Below are 24451 nucleotides of genomic sequence, written 5' to 3' on the forward strand. Positions count from 1 at the left end.
AACCATCTGTAGGATCGTTCAACTGATCAGGAAAATGCTTAAATGATCAGTGTTAGCTATAGGGGCGGGGAAATTACCAAAGGTAAAAGAGAAATCAGTATCCAAATGTCAGTGCTACGTCTAGCAGAGCAGCACTTCACATTTCAAAGACAGCACATTAGATCGCGAAGCAAAAACCTAGGTTATAGTCTTCGCCATTTTTTGCCGTGAACTCTTTATCTTCACTTGAAGCGTTCGGTCGACCGCTTTCATCGCCTTTCACTAAGCTCACCCAGTGACGGATGCCAGAAGAACGGCTCGCCTCAGTTTGGCCAAACGTGGTGCATGTCTCTAACTGGATATCTTGAATATCAACCAATTCTAAGTAGCCAGTGCCTTTACGAGCACCGATTGTCACTTCAACGTGTGTACCGCTTTCATCACGAAATAGGATTGCTGAAGGCTTAGACTTATCGCCCGTGAAAGCAACAAAATGCTTCGCTCGTTTTAGGCCAGTATGTTCGCCGTTTTTGAAGTAAACCTGAACATGTCGGTAGTCAATCTCATAACTCACTGCATCTTCGTGTGAACCAGCCTCAAGAGGAAATAGAGTATCAAGCAACTGTTTCGCCATTTTTTGTTTTTCGAGCTGCTTGTCTGCTTTCACCATTTCTACGGCAAAGACAGCTTCAGCAATAAATGTTGAATGGTTTCTGTGAAGTTCTGTTTTGTCTAGTGTCAGCATATTCATAGTCTTTCCCTCTTACGGCTTTGAATTTCATGTAGGTCAAAAATCCTGATTGACCCTTTTCAAAATTGTTCTTTACTGTGTTGCTTCCATGTATTTCATACTACTTGTATTTTCGAAACAATTTCACAACAAAAATTTCACAGTGTTAATTTTACTAAATTGCTTTTTTACACAAACCGGTATTTTGAGCCCCTAGCCCTTTATCTAACTGGGTTGAGGGCTCAGTAGAAACACTTTTACGTGTTGTTTGAATTTGTGTAATAACCAACACCAACCAGCTTATTGTCGATCACTCGATAGTAAGTGTGCTTGGTTTCCACTTTGCTCGACAGCGGGTTTAACCATTGATAGGTATAAACGCCTCGGCCATTTTCTTTCGCTAGGTTTAACATCTCAGTGAGAATTGGCTTATCGTCAGGGCTTAGGATTTCGTTGTGTGAACGCCCAACAAGCTCAGGGGATACACCGTGCGCGAGCAGCTTTCCAGAGCCCATATCCATCACGAACACATACAAGTCTCCCTCAACAAAGCTGCCTTCGGTATCATTGAACTCGGCGAGACTGTCCTGCTCTGATTCCACTATCGCGGCCATCGCTCTCGCCAATAATCGCTTAGCTTCTGTTGCACTAGAGCGTTCTGGGTAATACCCCACGGCAACAATCACATCACCCACACGTTCAAAGAAAGTGGTTTTAGGCTCGCCCATGCGGTCAGTCGGATTAGTCCAATGGTACTGAACTTCGCCAAACCCGTTGTGCACAGCCTTAGTGATCATTTCACGGAAAAAGGGATTACCGTAAACGTCTTGAGTATCCAAAACACTGTCGCCCACCAACACCATTGAAGAGCCTCCACTGGCAAGGAATTGGCCATCAATACCAAGAGCAAACACATAGAGCTCACCGTCTATATATTCGGCATCACTCATGAAGTCTTTGACACTCTCATCGCCATCCTTTTGTACATGGACAACCGCTTTAGCAAGCAGGGTTTTGGCTCTTCTTTCAGCATCGCTGACCACATGTGGCTCTGAAATATCGAGCACATTAACTGGCTCGTTTTCTTTTGCTGTTTCTGAATGTTCGGCACGTAGTCCAATGCCACTGATCACTGCAAATACGGCACAACCAATAAGGATAATTCTTGATATATTCATAGTAACTTCTCCTAATAGCCCACTAAGGACGGTAGCCAAAGCGTAATTTGCGGGAAGAAAGCGATAACGAAAACGCCAATGACGGATGCAAGCACGAAGGGATGGATCTTCGCGGTGATCTGTTCGACCGTGGCTCCGCCTATCCCCGAGGCGACAAAGATATTTTCACCGAGCGGCGGTGTAGCAAAACCTATCGATAACGTACACACCACCACAATACCTACGTGGGTTGGATCTGCGCCTAGCATGTACATGATTGGCAGCAAGACCGGTACGATAATCATGATCGCGGCTAACGTTTCCATGAACATGCCAACGAAAAGCAGTAACACAATAGTCAGTGCCCACACCATGTACATGTTGTCAGTGAAACCTAGCAATGACTCCGCCACCACAACTGGAATTTTTTGTTCGATTAGCAAGCGACCAAATACGGTTGCCGCGAATAGAATCAGCAACACACGTCCAGTGATCCATGTCGTTGTCGACAATGATTTAATCGTGCTTTTGAACGATAACTCTCGGTGAATAAACACCCCGACAAACAGTGAATAGAAGATAGCCACAACCGCTGATTCTGTTGGTGTGAACATGCCACTGTAGATGCCCCCGAGAATCAAAAACGGAGCCAGTATCGACCAAATACCACGGCGCAAAGAGTGTCTTACTTCGCCAAATGACCAGTTTTCAGTCAGCCCTTTGTAACCTTCACGTTTAGCAATAAAGTAGTTAGTGACCACTAGCGTCGACGCCATAATGAAACCCGGCACAACCCCAGCAACAAACAGTTTTGGAATAGATAAAGAGGCAAACTGTCCGTGTTGAGCAATGGCCTCTGGCGGTGCCATTAATCCCATAGCGGAGATGCCGAAAATAACTAGCGGGATGGATGGCGGAATAATGATACCCAATCCCCCTGAAGCGGCAGTCACCGCAGAGGCGTAGCTCTTATCGTAATCTCGCTTAACCATTGCAGGCACCATTAGCATGCCTACCGCAGCTGTAGTTGCAGGGCCTGAACCTGATATAGCTCCAAAGAAAAGGCAGGCCATTACCGTTGCAGCGCCAAGGCCACCCGTCACAGGCCCGGCTAAACTCTCGGCTATATCCACCAACCGTTTGGAGATACCCGCCGCCTCCATCAAGGCACCGGCAAGAACAAAGGCCGGCAGCGCCATTAATGGGAAGTTACCCACCGAAGTAAACGCGATTTGTACTAACGCAATGGGATTTTTGTCGAGCAACATATAGGCCGCCATTGAAGCGCCGGCCAGTGATACTGTGATTGGTGCACCCAGAATTAACAGGGTTAAGAAGCCACCAAATAAAATTAGAGTTAAATAGGATTCCATTATTACATCTCTCTGTGACGACTACTGTGATGACTTTTGTGCCGTCATTTTTCGCAGTTCTTTGACTTCTGGATCTTCGTTCTTAGCGCCTTTGAACAAACGCTCATAGTTGTTCCAAATAATTCGAATCATCATCAACGAAAACGCGATAGGCAAAATCATATAGAAGTACTTCATTGGGATGCCTGTCGTTTGAGATTTCCAGAACAGGTTCATTTTGTTGAACACGAAATCGTAACTGAGATAGACAAAGTAACCGTTGAACAGCAACCATAAGAAGTCAGCGATGGTTTCACAGACGGTCTGAACAATCGGAGGGAAGAACTTGAAGTGAAAACTGACTCGGTTATGTGCCGACATTTTGGCCGCCACAACGGCGCCTAGATAGGCAAACCAAACGAACATGTAAGTCGCAACTTCATCACCCCAAGGTATGGAGTAATCGAAAAGCTGACGAGTAAGGATTTGTGTGAACAGTAATAAGACAAAGCTTGCTAGCAACAGACAACAGGTATATTCCTCGATGTTGTTAAGATGCTTTTTTATAGTTTTAGCGACTGACATATAACCTCCAATGTTGATTTCCACATGACAACCAGTCGCTCGCGGTACTGAGCAGATCAGGTACTAAACAGATCAACGAGTAAAGCCATGTAAATGCCCTATCTCACTGTTCTATCGCTAGGTGATTAAGTAGCGGAGAACAGCAGATAGGGCGTATCTAATCGTTACTTTCTACCTAGTAACTCAAGAACGTCGTCTAGCTTGTCTTTACCACCAATGCTTGAATAGAACTTAGGCCAAACTGATTTCGTTACCTTGCTAATCCACTCTTTCTCATTGTCTGCTGGGTCTGTGAATACCATGCCTTTTGCTTGTAGCTCTTCACGGATCTTGTTTTCAGTATTCTCTAAATAAGCAAAGCTGTGCTCTGTTGCTTCCTGACCCGCTTCAAGAATGATCTTTTGCATCTCAGGTGTCTGTTGTTGGAAGACCGTTTCACTGACGATTAACGGCTCAAGTGAGAAGATGTAACGGAGGTTTGTTACGTACTTTTGTACTTCATTGAATTTCATCGCATGAACAGTGATGTATGGGTTGTCTTGACCATCAACCACACCTTGCTGCAGGCCAGTAAATGTCTCTGACCATGCCATTGGTGTTGGGTTTACACCCCATGCTTGGTACGAAGCAATCATAATTTCGTTACGCGGAACACGAATCACTAGTCCTTTCAGATCCGCTGGTGAAGCGACGGATTTTTTAGAGTTAGTCAGAACCCTAAAGCCAGAATAAGCCCAACCTACGATACGAACGCCTGCATCACGAATCGTGTTATCGACAAGATCTTGGCCCACTTGGCCTTGAGTTAATAGCACCGCTTCTTCTGCACTTTGAATGACGTAAGGCATGGTCAGTAGACCAACCGTAGGAGAGAAAGGCGTCACGTTGTTGATCGCCAATACAGAGAAGTCGAGAAGGCCGATTGCCGCGTCGTTCACGGTATCTTGCTCATTGCCCAATTGACCATTCGGGAACAGGTCGATTTTGACTTTACCGTCTGTTTTTTGCTCCATCAATTCAGAAAATGATGTCGCTAATTCCCATTGAGTACCACCAGCAGCATCGCCGATAGCCATTTTAAAATTTGCTGCTGCCGCGGTATGAGATAACATCGCTGTTGCTACAATTGTGACGCCAGCAATAATTTTATTTTTAATCAATTTCATAGTCTTAACCTTTAATATCATACAGACTTCCTGCCTGTACTTTGCTCACAAGGTGACCTGGTACAACTTTCCTGGTCGTAATTCTATTTCCCTATTTTGGAAACAATGTTCGAGTAGTTAAAGCACTTCATCCTTTAACGAATACCACTGATAAAGGAACTGTTGCCCTACTCTTCGAAATGGTGCAAACATCTCAGATTCCACCACTTCCCTCACGTTGGGGAACGGAAGTTTTGATTCAAATATTGGCAAGTCAAGCTTATGACCTTCACCTGCGATCCACTGGGCAAGACGCTTGCCTGCTTGAGCGGAGTACATCACACCATTGCCGCCATACCCTAGTGCGTAGAATATGGATTGCTTTGGATTCGGCTGATAGATTCTTGGCATCATGTCGTGGCTAACATCCACCCAACCCCACCATGAATAATCGATTTTGATCTGATCGAGAGAAGGGAATTTTCGGGTTAAATCCGCTCTCAACATATCTTCGTATTTCTTTTCAGGTGCATTCTTGCCACTGATGGCACTGCGTGTACCTATCTGCACTCGGTTATCGGGTAACAAACGGTAGTAATGACGCAGAATTCTAGTATCAGTAATCACCTGATTGGTTTTGAAGTTACACGCGGCGATTTCGTCTTGAGTTAACGGACGCGTCACCATTGAGTTAGAAAGTACGGGTAATAGGCGATTCTTAAGCTCTGAATGCAAACCTTGGCTTGTGTAACCACCGGTACAAACACCAACAGAGCGAGCCTTAACCACACCACCTGGTGTTTTTAGGTAATGCACACCATTACGTGTTTCCCAACCCATCACAGGGCTTGCGGGGTGAACTTTTACGCCGAGTGCTCGCGCCTTTCTTAGATAACCAAACGCCAGTTTCCCTGCATGGATGCCAATACCTTCTGGCTCATGCATTGCGCCTGCCGCTTCTTGGTCACCAACGTAATCACGTTTTACGGTTTCCGCATCTAAGATCTGCGCATCGTAATCAAACGTGTCACGCAGCAACTTGGCTTCTTTCTCGAGTGTTGCCATCACTTTTGGACGGTGAGCAACGTATAAGTGGCCACCCGGCTGCGGGTCACAATCAATGTCTTTGATTAGAGACTTAAACGTGTTCATGCCATCGATGCATTCGCGGTGCATTTTTAGCGCGGTTTCTAGTCCCCAGCGTTCAATCCACTGAGAACGCTTCAAACGTCCTGACGCACACTGAGCCTGACCACCATTTCGGGTACTGCAGCCCCAACTCATACGGTTAGCTTCAATCACAATCGCTTTAATGCCGTACATTTCAGCAAGGTGTATCGCAGTGCTTAGGCCTGTGTAGCCTGAACCGATTATCGCCACATCGACATCCATATCCGATGTAATTGGGCCATCATCTTCAGGTGGCGCGCCTGCGGTATCTACCCAATAAGTCGGGGCGTATTCCTTACCGTGACCTGGGCTTTTATCTTTAAGTGGATCGTATTTTGGATCGTATCTTTCTTTTGCTTGGGTACTTTCTTGTGCTTGGGTGCTTGTCACCTTTGGCGGCACATCAGCTGCCGGTTGTTCCATTACTAAACTCATAATTCGACTCTCCTAGTCATAACACGTGAACGGGTTGTGGTTTCGTGTCTAGCTCTTGGGAGTGTTGTTAGGAGTCAAAAGAGGTCGTGTTTTACGGAAGGCATTTTTTACGCTGATTTTTCCATCTTTCAGGGTAAACACATCAACCATACGAGCTTCGATGACGGTGCCATCAGGGTTAGTCGCAGAGAACGTTGATTCGCTTACCGCGCGGTCACCACACACAAAGTGGACAGGGTCGCTCCAGGCTGCATCTGGAAAGTTCTGCCAAACCAATTCAAAGCTATTGCGAACGGCTTCGTACCCTTCGATAGTGTTGCCAAGCTCGCCTTCTCCTGCCACGGTGTGGAAGACACAGTCTTCGGTCATAAACGACATTAGCGCTTCAATATCATGGTTATTCCATGCATCACTAAAAGACTGTAAAAAGGCGGTGTCGACTTGGTTTTCCAGCACGAACGTCGCTGCATTGGTTTGCATATTCATATTCCAGAATCCTTTATGTTTTCGTTATTGGTTTAAATTTCAGTAGCTTTGCGCCACTTTTTTATTAGAGTGTTTAAACTAGATCTGTGAAATTTAACAACTTGATAACAAGCTTCGCCACTCTAACTTCGAGTTACTTTATAAACAATCTTTAAGCTCACAGATTTCATCTTTTTATAAATTAATTAGTGTTCTAATTTTATTTACACAGTCACTCACTAGATTTATACGAGGTCTAAATAAAATAATTAGAAATATTAGACTTTAGTCGAAGTCAAAATCTTGATGGTACTTTCGGCCATACTGCTCAAGCTGGCGATCATGAGTATTAACTTGTAATTCGATATTACCCTCACCTTTATTAATTGCTTGATTACCATCTACATGGGCTTCATTTTTTAAATCAGCCAGTGTCTCTTCAATATATTCGGTCGGTTCATTTAAAACATTCATGGAGATTAATTCCTTTATCAGGTTTACTTTCGCTGATGGAAGAATATGAACGGAGACTAGACCGTTTGAATATTCTTTCTCATCGTACAAAGGCTGAATGGCATCATTGCCACCTTCCTTAAATGGGTGAATGGAATACCACTTATCTTTTCGTTGCTCTTGCTGATCACAATCAGCCACATTGAATATCTGAGTCTTATTGAAGTCACAGGGTGAGTTAAAAACACTAACCTTATGATAATCAATGGCTTTAATAATATTGATACAGTCTTTACTTTGGCTATGACATACAGACCACAGCGCATTAATCAGGTTATCTGTCCACTCAAGTAAACGGGTTGGAAACCCCTGCTTCTTGGCTAAACACATCAATAACCAATCGTTTATCTCGTGTGCACTCAACGAATGCCCGCCATAAACTCTCACGGTCGAGAGAAGTTCTTGTTCGACACGGCGAATATTCTTTCGATTTGAGCGACCTAAGCTTGGCATCAGGTTATTATTTTCATAATCACACACGTTATAAATCAAACCACGATGCCCACTACACTCAGCAAAGAGTGAATCGATTATTTCATACAACTCTTCGAGTGAGCTTATATAACGTTTATTTTTCATAACATTCATACAATAAGTCACTTAATTTATATTCGGTAAAGTTAAAGCATTAATAATCACGTTAATCAATGGTTCAATTGGTATCGTTGTAATTATTGAAAAATGATAATAGGTATATATCTTCGTCAAAGATGACCATTTATGGATCCATTAGTTAAGGATCGAACAATAATAATGAGTGACAAAATTTATATAGCTAGAACCACTTATGTACCGATGGAACATTTAATTAGTGTTCTAATGTTTAAGTAGAAATTATTGAACTAAGCGTTTACGTTCTTCACTTAAGCACTTTGCCAATACCCGTTAATATTGCCCGACCACGCTCTTTATAATGCGGTGGCCGGACAAACTTCCTATGACTTATACGTAATCTTTGTATTTATCTAGGAAACGAACCGGTGTTGATAGTGCATCTCGGCGGAACGGGTCGCCCAATTCCTGAGTACACATGATTTCAATGATGGTTGTTTTGCCTTCGTTCATCTGCATGTCGATGGCTTTTTGCAGGGTTGGACCTACATCTTCTAGCTTATCAACCGTGATACCTTCAGCGCCCATAGCTCTTGCGATTTCTGCAAAGCTTTGGTTTTCAAGTTCACCAGCAACAAAGCGTCGGTTGTAGAAGTCGACTTGGTTCTTCTTCTCAGCACCCCATTGACGGTTGTGGAATACCACGGCTGTCACTGGAATGTTATGGCGAACACATGTCATGGTTTCCATCAAGCTCATGCCCCACGCCCCATCGCCTGCATAAGAAATAGCGGGGCGATGAGGTGCCGCTGCTTTCGCACCAATGATGGTCGGGAACGCATAACCACAGTTACCGAAACTCATTGCAGCAAAGAAGCTACGTGGTTTTTCAAAGCGTAAGTAGCTGTTTGCCACTGAGTTGATGTTACCTATGTCCGTCGAGACCATTACGTCTTCAGGCATCGCTTTTTCTAGCTCACGCAGCACTTGACGTGGGTGTAGATATTCACCACCAGAGAACGGAGTCTCGTGTGAGTTTTCTTCAATCATATCCAAGCTGAACGAGTCACGTTCGTGTGTCCACTCATCAAGCTCTTTTTCCCACAGTGCTTTTTCTGTTGCCACTGTATCTTGACGAGCGCCTTTGTTGTCATCACACAACAGTGCGCGGCCTTCCAATCTTTCAGATAGAGCAACCGCAGCTGCTTTCGCATCGCCACAGATACCAACCGAAATCTTCTTAACCAAGCCAAGCATCTTGTTGTCGGCGTCAATCTGAATGATTTTCGCGTTCTTCGGCCAGTAATCCATGCCATGTTGAGGCAAGGTACCAAATGGACCGAGACGTGTACCCAAAGCGATAACCACATCCGCTTGAGCCATCAATTTCATTGCTGCTTTCGAACCTTGGTAGCCTAAAGGACCACACCATAATGGGTGACTCGCAGGGAAAGAGTCATTATGTAGGTAGCTGTTCACTACGGGTGCGCCTAGTCTTTCTGCTAATGCTGCACACTCTTGAACTGCGTCAGCCATTACCACTCCGCCACCAGAAATGATGACTGGGAATTTCGCTTCAGCAATCAGGTCTGCTGCTTCATTCAGAGACTTCTCACCACCCGGGCCACGATCTAAACGCGCGGGCTTAGGGATCTCGGTTTGAGTTTCGCCGTAGAAATAGTCACGTGGAATATTCAGTTGAGTTGGACCCATTTCACTCATCGCGCGGTCAAAACATCGACCCGTGTATTCCGCCATACGGTCTGGGTGCGTTACGTGTCCTTGATACTTAGTGAACTCTTGGAACATTGGAAGCTGGTTACACTCTTGGAAACCACCTAAGCCCATTGTTTTGGTGCCTGTCTCTGGCGTCACAATTACGACCGGGCTATGTGCCCAGAACGCCGCTGCAATCGCAGTTACACAGTTACTAATACCCGGACCATTTTGCCCGATAACTACGCCATGGCGACCAGATACACGAGAGTAGCCATCTGCCATGTGAGCAGCACCTTGCTCGTGTACCACTGGGACCAATCGAATGCCAGCAGGAGCAAAGATATCCATTGCGTCCATAAATGCTGACCCCATGATGCCGAACATGTCGGTAACATCATTAGCAACCATAGTTTCAACGAACGCTTCTGATGGTGTCATTGTTACTGTGCCGGAAACAACCGTACGTTTTTCTTGCTCGCTCATTCTTCCATTCTCCTTGAGTTAACCAAAATTTCATTTTTCGGAATGAATTGTCTCTTTTTCGAATTCATTTTCACCTTAGTAGTAGAATTTTTGCGCGTCAACTTTTTACACTAAATTGGAACAATTCATTCTAATTAATAAAACTGGATCACATTATTGGTAGTTTTTCGTACAAAAAGTGCCATTAACTTAAGAGGAGCTGTTAATAATCGATGTCATATCGCGATAGCAGCGACAAGTGATGAGCTATATAGAGGGAAATATGATGAAAGAGGCGGAATTGATACCAACGCAACCAGTAAGTGTGAGAGAACGCTTTGGGATCGACAGCAATCTAACCGTGATGGCATTTGAACATGCGGGCGAATATGTGCCGAAAGTCGACCCTAACTACTGTTTTGATCCTGAAGTAACACTAGCGATATTGGCCGGTTTCACCTCTAATCGTCGCACACTGATTCAAGGCACACATGGGACGGGCAAGTCGTCTCACATTGAGCAAATTGCCGCGAGATTGAACTGGCCATGCTTGCGGATCAATCTAGACGGACACTTAAGTCGCTTGGATTTCATAGGTAAAGACAGCATCGTCATTAAAGACGGAATGCAAATAACAGAGTTTAAAGAAGGCATTCTTCCGCAGAGCATTCAACAACCCATCGCACTGGTGTTAGATGAATACGACGCTGGTCGCCCTGACGTGATGTTTGTGATTCAACAGCTATTAGAGCAAGACGGTAAATACACCTCTTTAGAACAAAACCGAGTGATCACGCCTCACCCTTCTTTCCGCCTGTTTGCTACCTGCAACACGCTTGGCTTGGGTAACTTCTCAGGTTTGTATTCGGGCACTCAAGTGCTTAACCACAGTCAATTAGATAGATGGAACATCATCGCCACACTTAACTATTTAGATCCACAGCATGAAACTAAGATCGTGTTATCCAAGCTTCCAGAACTGAATAATGAAAGTGGCCGACAACTGGTTGAAAAAATGATCGCCACCGCAGGATTAACGCGTAACGGGTTTCGGGCTGGTGACCTTTCTACGGTGATGTCTCCGCGAACTGTGCTCACTTGGGCCGAAAACATCCAAATATTCGATGATGTAGCCACCGCATTTAGATTGTCATTCTTGAATCGCTGTGAAGACGAAGAGAAAGAACTGGTTAGCGAATATTATTTCCGTTGCTTTGGTGAAGATTTAGAAACGCCTACTCAAAACTATTCCCACTCGGAGTCGTAAACCATGGCCAATGTTTCTTCCCAGCAAAAAAAGATCCTCGATCTTGGCGTGTCTGTCGCCAGAGCGATCAGCGGTGAGTTGAGTCTGAATTATCGGGGAGAACGTCTCTATAAAGGCAATAGCCCCTGTTATTATCAGTCTGCACATACTAACGATCTCACCTTTGTTTCTCGCCATGAATTGAAAAACAGCAAGCTTTCGATGCAAGGCAAGATCGATTCATCGGCACTGCGACTCTTACTTTCAGATGCTGCTCTTCATTATTCATTGCGACCGAAAAACGAAGTCGAGCGTCTGTTATATGATTTCTGCGAACAGGTACGAATTGAATCGCAAATCCCGTCTTATCTAAAAGGTGTAACCACCAGTATTCAGTTCAATTTTGCGTATTGGAGCGACCAATATCATCAGAATGGCTTCACCGAATCACGAATCGGCATGTTGCTGTTTACACTGATGCAAGTCATCCACACCCGTTTAACCGGTGTCCCAATTTCGGAGCCTATCGCTGAGACCATTGAATCAACTCGCGCCGGCATCGTGCCTACTTTTGGGCACAGCCTGAAGCGCTTAAAGCAATATAGAACCGACCAAGAGTCATTTGCACACAGCGCCAATGAGCTTGCAGCCCTTGCACAAGAGCTCATAAACCAAGAGCAAGAGAGCGATAACTCGCCAACGCCAACCGTTGAAGAAGACATTAAGATCCTTGCACAGCTTGCCTTGATTGTGGATGGTGACATTCAAGATCAAGACGTCGATACCGACATCACAGGCAGTAGCAAGGTATTCGAGCTGTCGGGTGCCAATTATCAGGTCTTTAATTCAGAATTTGATAAAGTCATCGCGGCAGACAAACTCGTCAGGCGCGCCCTATTACTCGAACTGAGACAAAAGCTCACCGATGACATCATGGCGAGACAAGTCAACACTCGCCGTTTGGCCGCAATGCTCACCAGCTTTGTTGCCACACCGCAGAGGAACCGACGTCAGAACCATTTAGAAGAAGGCATTGTTAACGCCACCACCATCACCAAGCTCATCACATCGCCATTGGATCGCACTGTCTTTTATCAACCTGACATTGGCGCATCTCATCAATGTGCCATCACGTTTTTGATGGACTGCTCAGGCTCAATGCAGAAACACAGTCACAAGCTAAGTCTACTGATGGATACAATTCTCAAATCCGTTGGACTGGCCAACATTCCATTTGAGATTATTGGCTTCACCACCAACAACTGGAACGGTGGCAAAGTCTATCGGCAATGGCTTAAGCAAGGCCAGCCGAAACACCCGGGGCGCTTAAACGAAGTTCGACATATTGTGTTTAAGGATTTTGATACCCATTGGAGGCGATCTCGCCTTGGCATTGCTAGCCTTCGCAAAGCAGACATCTTTAAAGAAGGAATTGATGGCGAAGCGGTGCAGTTCGCTAGTCAGCGGTTGCAGCAGCACACCGCACAACGAAAGGTTTTAATCGTGTTCTCAGACGGCTGTCCGATGGATACCGCCACCAGCACCGCCAACGATCAGTTCTATTTGGATAACCATCTCAAACAAGTGATTGAGCGTGAATCAAACAAAAACCATATCGAGATTCATGGTGTGGGAATGGGTGTCGATTTAAGCCCGTACTACCGCAGTAACATCACTTTAGATGTGCAAGAGAGCTGCCTCTTTGGTTTATCTAAGAACGTATTTGAGATGCTAAAGCGTTAAGGTTTTTGTTTATATGAGCAGTTACGTTTCGGGGAGCTGTGAAGTATCGGCTAGCAAACCGCTAGCCTTTTATCGGAAGATTCTTAAGAGGTAGCAAGCAGCTAAGAGGTAACTAGGAAATAGCGAGCAACTAAAAGACAGCAAGCAACTAAGAAATAGCAAGTAACGACCATGCAGAGACAGCCATTAAATACCCACCAATCAACATCAACACAATAAACACCAACTTTCTGAGTTGATCATTGGACAACGGCGGTGGAAAACGCCGAGCAAACATAGTGACAAGTGCAACCAAGGGAACAGCAATAGCAGATAACCACAGTATGCTCGCTTCCATGTCGCCTGCCGCGTAGACATTGACAGTACGGGACATCGACGTACAAGCGAACACCATCAGTAGTGTGCTTCGCACCAGATCGAGCGTAAAAGGCTGCCGATAGAGGTGATAAACAATCGGTGGCCCTGCCATACCGAATAACCCACCCGCTAACCCGGAGCTAAAACCAGATAACAAAAACGATACGGTTGCCGAACGGTCCTTTCTGGTTTTAGGTTTGAACATAAAGCTCAAACCTGCGAATAGCACCATCGCCCCCAATAGTCCTCGGAGAATATTCGTGGCCGAATCGCTCAACTCGTCTAGCAAGAACACCCCCATCGATACGCCGGGGATAATACCGATGACTAACACCACCAGAATCTTGAGTTCACCAAGCAATGGCTTACCCATCAACGCGACCAAGCAATTGAACAAGGTCACAATACTGACCACAGCGGCTATAACGGGTAAGGAAACCAAATTAAGGCTGACCGTTAAACCAATCACGATGATACCGAGGCCAAAACCCGTAACCGTTTGGAAGTAGGTACCTACCGCAATAGTGGCAAGAATGGCGAGTAAAACAGGTAACTCCATTAGCAATCCTAATTAGGTTGATTTGAATGTAAGTGCGAATTTGAGTACTAGATTCGTGAGCTAGATGTTAATACCGGAACTCAAATGCCGACTCTTCTTTGTCTTCAACATCAACTTCAGTATCAACCTTAGAGTCAGACACTTTCCCTTGCTGTGCTTGTACAGCAGTAACCGCAATTACATTGAAGATATCTTCCGCGCTACACCCTCTAGATAAGTCATTGGCAGGTTGATTCAATCCTTGCAGTAACGGGCCAATCGCAACTGCGCCACCTAACCTTTCTGCGAGCTTATAGCCTATGTTCCCTGCTTCTAAATTGGGGAAAATCAATACATTAGATTGGCCTTTCACTTCTGAATCGGGCAGCTTTTTCGCGGCAATTTCAGTGACAATCGCGGCATCGAGTTGAACGTCCTGATCGACAGCTATTCCGGGACAACGTTGTTTCACTAACTGAGCGGCATTACGAACCTTATCGACTGATTCGTGTTTCGCACTGCCGTTGGTAGAGAACGACAGCATTGCCACTTTAGGTTCTTCCATCAACAGCGTTTGAGCACTGTTTGATGCCGCTAGGGCAATCGATGCCAGCTCGGTTTCGTTGGGGTTAATCACCAAACCACAGTCACTGAAAATCATGCCACCTTTAAGATTATGGAAAGGCTCGCACAACATCATCAGAAAGAAGCTAGACACCAATTCACTGTCTGGTGCTGGCCCAATAATCTGCAGCGCCGCTCGTACTACATCAGACGTGGTGTAAACCGCGCCATTGACTGTGCCGTCAACCAGCCCTTCTCGTACCATCAAGTTGGCAAAAATCAGTGGGTCTTTGACCTTCTCCAATGCATCTTCATAAGTCATGCCTTTGGCTTTTCTTAGGTCATAGAGCCGTTCAGCCAACACAGCTTTGAGTGCTGACGTTTGTGGTGAAACAATGTGAATGCCCGCGAGATTAATATGGTTCAACTGCGCCGCTTCGATAATCGCTTTTTCATCGCCGACTAGAGTGATGTAAGCGAGCTGTTTATCTATCGCCAATCGCGCCGCTTTGAGTACACGAGGGTCTTCTGCTTCACTCAAAACCACTCGCTTACGATCTAAGTGAGCCTTATCAATAATCCGTTCAATCGCCTTCATCTTAAATTCCATTTATTGAGATTAATTGTTCCATAATTTATATTTATATTATTGAAATAATAAAAAAGGTCAAATTTTATTCAGATAATTGAAGATTTTTAATTTGGTATGTACACTCTTATACATAGACATATCGCAAGGATGAATCACTGTATGCAAACAGAAACACCACAAGTTCAAGGAGATACGCCCACTCTCCGACTTTTTGCACTATTAGAGGTGATAGCGCAAAAAGATGAGTTTATTTCTCTTCAAGGGCTCGTCGAAGAAACCGGACTACCGAAACCAACTCTGCACCGCATGCTGCAACAATTAGAAGCTGCGGGCATTATTCAAAGAGATGGTGACGAAAAGCATTACAGCTCTGGCATTCGACTCAGAAAGCTTGCTGAAAACCTGCTGTTCAATAGCACAATGCACAGCGCACGACGCACTATTCTTGAAAACCTTCGAGCAGAAGTCGGCGAGAGCTGCAACCTAACGGCACTGTCGAGCGGTGAGATCATCTACCTTGACCGCGCAGAAACCGAAGCCCCGCTGCGCTTCCATCTGCAACCCGGCTCTCGTGTACCCGTGCACTGCTCAGCCACAGGCAAGCTGTTTTTGGCGCACATGTCGAAATCACAACGCAGAAGACTGATCGAAAACGTGCCACTGACTCAGTACACAGTGAAAACCATCACCGACTACTCAGTGTTAGAACAAGACATCGAAGAAGCGAAGATCCAAGGTTTTGCTATTGATGATGAAGAGTTCTTACCGGGGTTAGTTTGTATCGCCGTATTGATACCGTCTTCTACTGGTCAATCCAATCTTGGCTTAGCAATACAAGCGCCAGTGATTCGCGTAAAACCAGACGAAGCGATCAAATTTCTGCCAGCTCTTCAAAAAGCAGCAAAAGCGCTCGCGAAGATAGAGTCTGATAACTGGGGCTAGTGAGCAGATCTATCTCAGAGAATGACCCAAATTAGCGAATCAACATCAATGCCCTTCGACCAATCAACATTTGGTCGAAGTCATTCAATCACTCGCCAACCCGCGCATAAGCAACACGTCTAAAGTAATCACAACAAAGGAATCACGATGCTAAACATTAAGAACCAGCACTTACTCTCTTTTATGGTGACAGAAGCGAACAACGCAGTTGCAGTCACAAACCCAGCAACGGGTGAGCTTATTGGCCACGCACCAATCTCATCTGAGGCAGAGTTAGAGAGCGCTATCGAACGCGCTCATGTTGCGCAGAAAGAGTGGGCAAAGATTCCCGCTAAATCCCGTGCTGCATTGCTAAGTGGTTGGCATCAATTGATCCTTGAAAACAAAGAAGATCTTGCTCGCCTAATGACCATTGAACAAGGTAAGCCGTTAGCAGAAGCAACGGGCGAAGTGGTGTATGGCGCGAGCTTTATTGAATGGTTTGCAGAAGAAGCCAAGCGTACTTATGGTGATTCCATTCCTAGCACCGTCGCTGGCAAACGCTTGGTGACCATCAAGCAACCTATCGGTGTCGCATGTGCCATTACGCCATGGAACTTTCCAATTGCGATGATCACTCGTAAGGCCGCTCCTGCCCTTGCTGCCGGCTGTAGTTTTATTGTGAAGCCCTCAGATGAAACGCCGCTTTCTGCATTTGCTGTGGTTGAATTGGCTTACCAAGCGGGCATTCCTAAAGATCTACTTCAAGTCGTACTTGGCGACAGCCCCGAACAGATTGGCGAGCTTTTCACATCACACCCACTGATCAAAAAGATCTCTTTTACTGGTTCGACTCGAGTCGGCAGTATCTTGATGGCTCAAGCGGCAAAAGGCATTAAGCGCACCTCAATGGAGCTGGGTGGCAATGCACCGTTTATCGTGTTTGACGATGCGGATATCGACGCTGCCGTTCAAGGCGCAATGGCTTCAAAATTCCGTAATGCAGGCCAAACCTGTGTTTGTGCGAACCGTTTCTACGTTCATAACAAGGTGCATGACGAGTTTGTAGCAAAATTCGACCAAGCCGTTCAGCAGCTTAAAATCGGTAACGGATTAGATGAAGGCGTCACTATTGGCCCGGTTATCAGTGAAAAGGCGAATCAAAACATCCAAGGGTTGATTGATCGAGCGATTGAGCAAGGTGCACAACCCGTATCGCCAACTCAAGCGCTTGATGGCTTGTTCATTCAGCCTGTGGTTCTTAAAGATGTGAAGCACAGCATGGACATCGTTCAACAAGAAATCTTTGGCCCAGTCGCGCCTGTGATGAAATTTGAGACTGATGAAGAACTCATCGAGATGGCCAACGATACCATTTATGGTTTGGCGTCTTACTTCTACAGCCAAAATATCCACCGTGTATGGCAGGTCGCAGAAGCACTTGAATACGGCATGGTTGGCATTAATGACGGTATGATCTCAACCGAAGTCGCACCTTTCGGTGGCGTGAAACAATCAGGTATTGGCCGTGAAGGTGCGAAAGAAGGCATCGATGAGTACATGGATATCAAGTATCTGTGCTTTGGTAGTAACTAGGTCTCGGAAGTAGTTAGGTTTGGTCGCAACTAAGCCTAACTCTTAAACATCGAATAGCTTAGACATCGAATAACCCAACTAACACCTATCTTCTGAGCTTCGCCCCTCCCTCGAAGAAAACCAAAAAAAAGCCGCGCTAAATTAGCGCGGCACCTTGGGCTCGGTTCAAATAGGGGTACTACTTTTTTTATTATTTATTGTGCGGTTCCTTTCAGCTTCAGTCGCATCGCATGCAACACTGGCTCGGTATAACCACTAGGTTGAGCACAGCCTTCAAATACCAGCTGGCAAGCCGCTGAGAAAGCAATGCTGTTTTCAAAATCTGGCGCCATATTGCGATAGCTAGAATCACCTGCATTTTGTCCATCCACCACTGCGGCCATGCGCTTCATGGTCTTCATTACTTGAGTTTCATCGCAAATGCCGTGGCGTAACCAGTTGGCAATATGCTGGCTTGAAATACGTAATGTTGCGCGGTCTTCCATTAACCCTACATCGTTAATATCAGGCACCTTCGAACAACCGACGCCTTGGTCAATCCAACGAACTACGTAACCAAGAATACCTTGTGTATTGTTATCCAATTCATTTTGGATATCTTTAGCAGTCAGCTTTTGATTGCCTAGTAGCGGGATAGTCAGGATATCGTCGACGTTCGCTCTCACACGCTCACGAAGCTCTTTCTGACGGCTAGGGACACTCACCTTGTGATAGTGCAAGGCATGCAAAGTCGCGGCAGTTGGAGAAGGAACCCAAGCGGTATTTGCACCTGCTTGTGGGTGTCCGATTTTCGCATCCATCATCTTGGCCATGTTGTCCGGCTCTGGCCACATGCCTTTACCGATCTGGGCTTTACCTTGCAGGCCACAAGCTAAGCCAAGATCAACGTTCTGGTCTTCGTATGCGCCAATCCAAGTCATGGTTTTCAGCTGTGTTTTAGGAGCAAACGGTCCCGCTTCCATGCTGGTGTGAATTTCATCACCGGTTCGATCTAGGAAGCCTGTGTTGATGAATACAACACGATCTTTAGCCGCGCGGATACACTCTTTAAGATTGACTGAAGTACGACGCTCCTCGTCCATGATGCCGACTTTGATCGTGAATCGATCTAGGCCTAATGCATCTTCAATACGGCCAAACAGTTCATTGGTAAAGGCGACTTCTTCAGGACCATGCATCTTAGGTTTAACAATATTGATGCTGTTCGCGGTCGAGTTTTGGTACGCGCTGTTACCTTTTAAATCATGCATCGCGATTAGCGAAGTGATCATGCCATCCATAATGCCTTCAGGCACTTCATTGCCTTGAGCATCAATAATGGCAGGGTTAGTCATTAGATGGCCCACGTTGCGAATAAACAACATGCTACGGCCTTTCAGCGAGATCTCGCCTCCCGTCACGCTGGTGTATTGGCGATCTGGATTGAGGTTACGAACGATGGTCTTGCCATTTTTCTCTAGCGACTCTTGTAAGTCACCTTTCATCAAGCCTAACCAGTTACGGTAAGCCAGTGCTTTGTCTTCACCATCAACCGCTGCTACCGAATCTTCGCAATCCATAATGGTAGTGAGAGCCGACTCCACCAGCACATCTTTAATACCAGCCACATCAACGCTGCCAATTGGCGCGCTAGGGTCAATTTGAATTTCAATATGTAGGTTGTTGTGCTTAAGCAGAATGCTTGAAGGCGCACTTGCATCACCTTGGTAACCAATGAACTGGTTGCGATCGATTAGAGTGACTTCTTCACCGTTGTCTAAGGTCGCTGTCAGTGTATTGCCAATGCTGACGTTGCTGATGCTGTATTTGGTCACGTCTTTGTGGGAAACACCGTTGAGAGGTGCAGCATCATCAAGGAAACCTCGAGCGTAGCTCACGACTTTAGCGCCACGTACAGGGTTAAAGCTTCCACCCTTTTCTGCACCATCACTTTCACTGATGACATCGGTTCCGTAGAGCGCATCGTATAAACTGCCCCAACGCGCATTAGCCGCGTTCAGTGCAAAACGTGCATTCATAATAGGCACAACGAGCTGCGGGCCTGCTTGTGTTGCAATTTCAGGCTCAACACTTGCGGTGGTTACTTGAAAGTCTTCACCCTCAGGGACTAAGTATCCAATCTGTTGCAAGAACTGTTTGTACTCTGCCGCATCTAGGGTCTGGCCTGCACGCTCTTGGTGCCAGACGTCAATTTGATGTTGAAGATCGTCGCGCTTGATAAGCAATGCGCGATTTTTTGGAGCCAAATCTTCAAGGATGGTTGCAAATGATTGCCAAAAGTCTTCAGCGACAATGCCTGTTCCAGGAATGACCTGATCATTAATTAATTGGTAGAGGGTGCTATCAATGTTCAAGCTTCCCTGTTGAATACGACTGCTCATAAAATCTCTCTCAAGCTAACTGATGACTACTCAATATATTTACTTAACTGACTTAAATTTCAATAACTCGTTTAAACTTACTTAACGGGCGGAAATTTAGCTAATTTATGCCAGTTATACTGGATATTCATATAAAAAATACCCTACAAATTGTGTTATTCCGTCACACCACTCTCGATTTCATTGGCGACACTTTTAATCAAACGACGCATCCACTGATGGTCAGGATTGGTTTGTAATAATGGACTCCAAGCCATTTTTACCTCAAAGGGTTCAATAGCAAATGGCGCAGGTTTGATTAACAACCGAGGGTTGTTGCGCTGCAATTGTGCCGCTTTGGTTGGAATGGTCAGGATCAGGTTCTTCTGTTGAGCGAAGAGAATCGCCGACAGGTAGTGTCGTGTGAACACCGTGATGTTACGCGTTTTGCCAATACGCATTAATGCTTCATCTATCCAACCAAGCTTTTGCGCTTCGCTTGGGTTGATCCCGACACCTGTGCCCATACCCGTCTTACTTACCCAGATATGTTGCGCCTTTAGATAAGACAAAATATCGAAGTTGTCGGCTATCGGGTTATCACAGCTAAATAAGCAAGAGAACCCATCGTGCCAAAGGCTCATCTGATGGAACGACTGTGGAATGTCGTCAAAACGGTTGATGATAATATCAACAGTGCCTTGCTCCACATCCTGATAACTCACGTCACTTGGCGTCATGATATCCAAGCGTATTTTCGGTGCTATCTCGCTCAACTTTTTCAATAGCGGCTGAATAATGGTCGACTCAGCATAGTCACTCGCCATGATACGAAACACACGCTCACTGTCTTCTGCATTAAACTCCGTGGTCGGTTGCAATGTCTTTTCTACATTCGCCAAGATGTTTCGAATCAATGGTTGCAGTTTATGTGCTCGCTCGGTCGGTATCATCCCTTCACTGGTTCTCACCAACAGCGGGTCTTCAAACAGATCGCGCAATCGACGCAGGCCATTACTCATGGCTGGCTGAGTGATTCCTAACTGATTTGCTGCTCGTGTTACGTTTCTTTCACGTAGCAACATGTCTAAATACACAAGTAAATTAAGGTCTATACGAGCAATATTCATAAGAAAAATACCGAATATAATAACTATAAATTAACAAAATTATCACATACATGGTTATTCTTTGTCCATGGTTAGATTTAATCCAAATCGAATGACCTCGCCAAATTGGCCAACATGTCCACGTGAAACTAAGGAATAGTTATGTCGCAAATTACACAAGATATCGAAAAGATTGAAGTTGCAAAAAGCGCTGCTGGTGCTCCATGGGATGCAATCAACCCTGAATCTGCAGCTCGTATGCGAGCTCAAAACAAATTCAAAACAGGTCTGGATATTGCGCAATACACGGCAGATATTATGCGTGCAGACATGGCGGCTTACGACGAAGACAGCTCTCAATACACTCAGTCTCTGGGTTGCTGGCACGGTTTCATCGGCCAACAAAAGCTGATTTCTATTAAGAAGCACTTTGATGGCAAGACAGACCGTCGTTACCTATACCTTTCAGGTTGGATGGTAGCAGCACTTCGCTCTGACTTCGGTCCACTTCCAGACCAATCTATGCATGAGAAAACGTCAGTTGCAGGCCTAGTAGAAGAGCTATACACCTTCCTACGTCAAGCGGATGCTCGTGAACTAGGTGGCTTGTTCCGTCAGCTAGACGCAGCACGTGAAGCGGGTGATGTGAATCTACAAGACCAAATCCAAGACAAAATCGACAACCACGTAACACACGTAGTACCAATCATTGCCGATATCGATGCAGGTTTCGGTAACGCAGAAGCGACTTACCTAATGGCTAAGCAGATGATTGAAGCGGGTGCATGTTGTCTACAAATCGAAAACCAAGTAGCCGATGAGAAGCAATGTGGTCACCAAGACGGCAAAGTAACGGTTCCTCATGCTGATTTCCACGCAAAACTTCGCGCACTTCGTTATGCTTTCCTTGAACTAGGCATCGACAACGGCATCATCGTTGCTCGTACCGATTCACAAGGTGCAGGCCTAACAAAAGAAATCGCGGTAGTGAAAGAGCCAGGCGACCAAGGTGACATCTACAACTCATACCTAGATGTTGAAGAGATTGATGTTGCAGATATGGCTGAAGGTGATGTTTGCTTCAACCGTGACGGCAAGCTAGTTCGTCCTAAGCGTCTGCCTTCAGGCTTATACCAATTCCGCGAAGGTACTGGTGAAGACCGCTGTGTATTCGACTGTATTGAAGCAATCAACGCGGGTGCTGATCTGCTTTGGATTGAGACTGAGAAACCACACATAGGTCAAATCAAAGAGATGATGGACGGCGTACGTGAAGTACACCCTAATGCGAAACTGGTTTACAACAACTCTCCATCATTCAACTGGACATTAAACTTCCGCCAACAAGCATACGATGCAATGGCAGCAGCAGGTAAAGATGTATCAGCTTACGACCGTGCAAGCCTAATGAGTGCGGAATACGATGAAACTGAACTGTCTGCAAGCGCTGACGAGAAGATTCGTACATTCCAAGCGGACGCATCTCGCGAAGCGGGTATCTTCCACCACTTGATTACTCTGCCGACTTACCACACAGCAGCACTGTCTACCGACAACCTTGCAAAAGAATACTTCGGTGACCAAGGCATGTTGGGCTACGTTGCTAATGTTCAACGTAAAGAGATTCGCCAAGGTATCGCATGTGTTAAACACCAAAACATGTCTGGTTCAGACATGGGTGATGACCACAAAGAATACTTTGCTGGTGAAAATGCACTAAAAGCAGCGGGTGAAGCGAATACGTCTAATCAATTTGATTAATCGTTAACAGCGTTTCCCCCTCTAGAATCTCCCCCTCCCTTTTTCCCTGTTAGGTGCTGGGAGGGAGGAGGTTTTGGGATGAAGCTTGTACTGCCGGCTTCATCTCAAAGCCTCAAATTTGTGTTCCACTCCACTGTGACCTTGAAAAATTCTGTTTACACTGATCACATTCCTGTTTGTTGATTTTCCTATTTATTGATATGCCTACTTATTGAGAGTGCCTATGACTTCAATACCGACACACCTACAAGATGCTAAAACACTACTGTCAGAAAATGGTTTCGCTACTGGTGATACTTGGTATCACGGCACATCTTCAGCCTTGCTCGCTTCAATCCAAAGCCAAGGGCTGAAACGCTCAGGAGACAAAGCACTCAATGAAGCCGCTTCAAAAACCATGGCAACCATTGGCAACAACTACACCGAATCAGTTGAACCAGTGTTTCTTACCCAGAGCAAAGAACTGGCCTACTACTGGGCTCAGCAAACCATTCGCGAACGCAGCACTCGTTTTGAGGGTGAAGAGCGCCCTATCGTGTTAGCCGTCAATCTATCTGACAAACAACAAGAAAAAGTCAGACCGGATGTAGGCGCAATAAGCCTATTAATGATGAGTGTTGGCGAGCAATTCATGGCTCACTTAACTGAGATCTATCAAGAGAACAACATCGCAGGCCCCGACATCGAGCTTCGCTCAGCCGATCGTATGGACTATCTGAATAAACTTGGGATGGCCTACATTGATGAAGACATCAGCCGTGCTTGTGTTCAAGAGTTATCGGAACCCGCATTGGCAAACTAGTAACGTTTAAAAACGCCTCTAAGTAGAATAAAAATGGCTCCTAAATAGGAGCCATTATTTATGTACGAAGTTATTTACATGCTAGTTAATCAATAGACCTGTTAATTTATGGACCAGTTAATCTATAGACACAGACGACCTTGCTGTGCAGGTTGCGTCATTTCAATGTCACCTTGTAGCGAACGATACACAACGGTATTCCACACTTCACCATTATCCATTTCAAACTCGATCGCATAGTTCAAACCCGCGACAACCTGAGTTCGAACACTCAAGATCTGCTTGAGCTCAGCTGAAGTGTTCATTTGACTAAGAACTGCGTCTAAAGCTTGCTTAGCTTGTGGTGTGATAGCGCTTTGCGACCAACCACCTGTCAGGTTTTTAGTGCTACAGATCGGATTCGCTTTCTCTTGCGGTTGCACGGGAGCATCAGACTCCTGACTGCATCCAGCTAACACAGCAACACTAAACACAGTTGCTAATCCAAGTAATGATGTTAATCGTACTTTTTTCATAAATCCTCTCTACATCGTTCATTCAGTCAGTCATTTACGAGAGATTACCCGTAATGATGTTTCATATGCAGGCAAGCTTAAAC

At 45.5% G+C, this 24451-nt stretch carries 20 protein-coding genes; 6 read left to right on the forward strand and 14 right to left on the reverse strand.

What is annotated here, in order from left to right; all coding sequences use genetic code 11:
• Positions 1–157 precede the first annotated feature (157 nt).
• The 9 genes from AB6E08_RS13255 to xsc all read right to left on the reverse strand — a co-directional run bounded on the left by AB6E08_RS13255 (position 158) and on the right by xsc (position 10285).
• Positions 158–730: a malate synthase gene (locus AB6E08_RS13255; protein WP_017094519.1), complete on the reverse strand. Its 573-nt coding sequence runs from the start codon at positions 728–730 to the stop codon at positions 158–160.
• A 236-nt stretch (positions 731–966) separates the two neighbouring features.
• A complete protein-coding gene (locus AB6E08_RS13260; protein WP_372064413.1) occupies positions 967–1887 on the reverse strand; it encodes a cache domain-containing protein in 921 nt (306 codons plus the stop codon).
• Between the two features lie 11 nt (positions 1888–1898).
• Positions 1899–3239 (reverse strand): TRAP transporter large permease, encoded by a 1341-nt coding sequence (locus AB6E08_RS13265; protein ID WP_004731904.1) that lies wholly within the window; start codon positions 3237–3239, stop codon positions 1899–1901.
• Positions 3240–3260: 21 nt separating this feature from the next.
• The gene (locus AB6E08_RS13270; protein ID WP_004731905.1) at positions 3261–3803 is read right to left on the reverse strand and encodes a TRAP transporter small permease; all 543 of its coding nucleotides are present in this window, start codon (positions 3801–3803) and stop codon (positions 3261–3263) included.
• A gap of 164 nt (positions 3804–3967) precedes the next feature.
• Complete coding sequence (locus tag AB6E08_RS13275; protein WP_017077365.1) at positions 3968–4969, reverse strand: TRAP transporter substrate-binding protein; 1002 nt, start codon at positions 4967–4969, stop codon at positions 3968–3970.
• Between the two features lie 117 nt (positions 4970–5086).
• Complete coding sequence (locus AB6E08_RS13280; RefSeq protein WP_017081892.1) at positions 5087–6553, reverse strand: FAD-binding oxidoreductase; 1467 nt, start codon at positions 6551–6553, stop codon at positions 5087–5089.
• Positions 6554–6601: 48 nt separating this feature from the next.
• Positions 6602–7039: a nuclear transport factor 2 family protein gene (locus AB6E08_RS13285; protein WP_017064287.1), complete on the reverse strand. Its 438-nt coding sequence runs from the start codon at positions 7037–7039 to the stop codon at positions 6602–6604.
• 264 nt (positions 7040–7303) lie between these two features.
• The gene (locus AB6E08_RS13290) at positions 7304–8119 is read right to left on the reverse strand and encodes an FRG domain-containing protein (RefSeq protein WP_372064411.1); all 816 of its coding nucleotides are present in this window, start codon (positions 8117–8119) and stop codon (positions 7304–7306) included.
• 354 nt (positions 8120–8473) lie between these two features.
• Positions 8474–10285, reverse strand: a complete 1812-nt coding sequence (xsc, locus tag AB6E08_RS13295; RefSeq protein WP_004731917.1) for a sulfoacetaldehyde acetyltransferase — start codon at positions 10283–10285, stop codon at positions 8474–8476.
• A 262-nt stretch (positions 10286–10547) separates the two neighbouring features.
• On the opposite strand from xsc, the gene AB6E08_RS13300 reads away from it, so the two are divergent.
• Together AB6E08_RS13300 and AB6E08_RS13305 are read left to right on the forward strand one after the other, a co-directional pair.
• Positions 10548–11531, forward strand: a complete 984-nt coding sequence (locus AB6E08_RS13300) for a MoxR family ATPase (RefSeq protein WP_198594758.1) — start codon at positions 10548–10550, stop codon at positions 11529–11531.
• A gap of 3 nt (positions 11532–11534) precedes the next feature.
• The gene (locus AB6E08_RS13305) at positions 11535–13253 is read left to right on the forward strand and encodes a cobaltochelatase CobT-related protein (protein WP_372064409.1); all 1719 of its coding nucleotides are present in this window, start codon (positions 11535–11537) and stop codon (positions 13251–13253) included.
• A 148-nt stretch (positions 13254–13401) separates the two neighbouring features.
• Here AB6E08_RS13305 and AB6E08_RS13310 read toward each other — a convergent pair whose 3' ends face one another.
• Together AB6E08_RS13310 and pta are read right to left on the reverse strand one after the other, a co-directional pair.
• Positions 13402–14169, reverse strand: coding sequence for a sulfite exporter TauE/SafE family protein (locus tag AB6E08_RS13310; protein WP_102313819.1), 768 nt, complete (start codon positions 14167–14169; stop codon positions 13402–13404).
• Positions 14170–14236: 67 nt separating this feature from the next.
• Complete coding sequence (gene pta / locus AB6E08_RS13315) at positions 14237–15310, reverse strand: phosphate acetyltransferase (RefSeq protein ID WP_372064406.1); 1074 nt, start codon at positions 15308–15310, stop codon at positions 14237–14239.
• A 153-nt stretch (positions 15311–15463) separates the two neighbouring features.
• Between pta and AB6E08_RS13320 the strand changes: the two genes are divergently transcribed.
• Both AB6E08_RS13320 and AB6E08_RS13325 read left to right on the forward strand, forming a co-directional pair.
• A complete protein-coding gene (locus tag AB6E08_RS13320) occupies positions 15464–16246 on the forward strand; it encodes an IclR family transcriptional regulator (protein WP_102363012.1) in 783 nt (260 codons plus the stop codon).
• Positions 16247–16393: 147 nt separating this feature from the next.
• Entirely contained in the window at positions 16394–17821 is a 1428-nt protein-coding gene (locus AB6E08_RS13325) for an NAD-dependent succinate-semialdehyde dehydrogenase (protein WP_372064404.1), read from the forward strand.
• 194 nt (positions 17822–18015) lie between these two features.
• Here AB6E08_RS13325 and AB6E08_RS13330 read toward each other — a convergent pair whose 3' ends face one another.
• Together AB6E08_RS13330 and AB6E08_RS13335 are read right to left on the reverse strand one after the other, a co-directional pair.
• Positions 18016–20202, reverse strand: a complete 2187-nt coding sequence (locus AB6E08_RS13330; protein ID WP_372064402.1) for a malate synthase G — start codon at positions 20200–20202, stop codon at positions 18016–18018.
• A 155-nt stretch (positions 20203–20357) separates the two neighbouring features.
• Positions 20358–21311 carry a LysR family transcriptional regulator gene (locus AB6E08_RS13335; RefSeq protein ID WP_009845781.1) on the reverse strand — a complete coding sequence of 318 codons (954 nt, stop codon included), beginning with the start codon at positions 21309–21311 and terminating at the stop codon, positions 20358–20360.
• Positions 21312–21452: 141 nt separating this feature from the next.
• On the opposite strand from AB6E08_RS13335, the gene AB6E08_RS13340 reads away from it, so the two are divergent.
• Both AB6E08_RS13340 and AB6E08_RS13345 read left to right on the forward strand, forming a co-directional pair.
• The gene (locus AB6E08_RS13340) at positions 21453–23051 is read left to right on the forward strand and encodes an isocitrate lyase (protein ID WP_017097741.1); all 1599 of its coding nucleotides are present in this window, start codon (positions 21453–21455) and stop codon (positions 23049–23051) included.
• Between the two features lie 223 nt (positions 23052–23274).
• Positions 23275–23853, forward strand: a complete 579-nt coding sequence (locus AB6E08_RS13345) for a hypothetical protein (protein WP_372064400.1) — start codon at positions 23275–23277, stop codon at positions 23851–23853.
• 122 nt (positions 23854–23975) lie between these two features.
• On the opposite strand, the gene AB6E08_RS13350 is transcribed toward AB6E08_RS13345, so the two are convergent.
• Positions 23976–24368, reverse strand: a complete 393-nt coding sequence (locus tag AB6E08_RS13350; protein WP_372064398.1) for a cystatin domain-containing protein — start codon at positions 24366–24368, stop codon at positions 23976–23978.
• Positions 24369–24451 lie beyond the last annotated feature (83 nt).

It is taken from the genome of Vibrio sp. 10N.247.310.24 (assembly GCF_041467175.1).
In the GTDB taxonomy this organism is placed as follows: Bacteria; Pseudomonadota; Gammaproteobacteria; order Enterobacterales; family Vibrionaceae; genus Vibrio; species Vibrio tasmaniensis_A.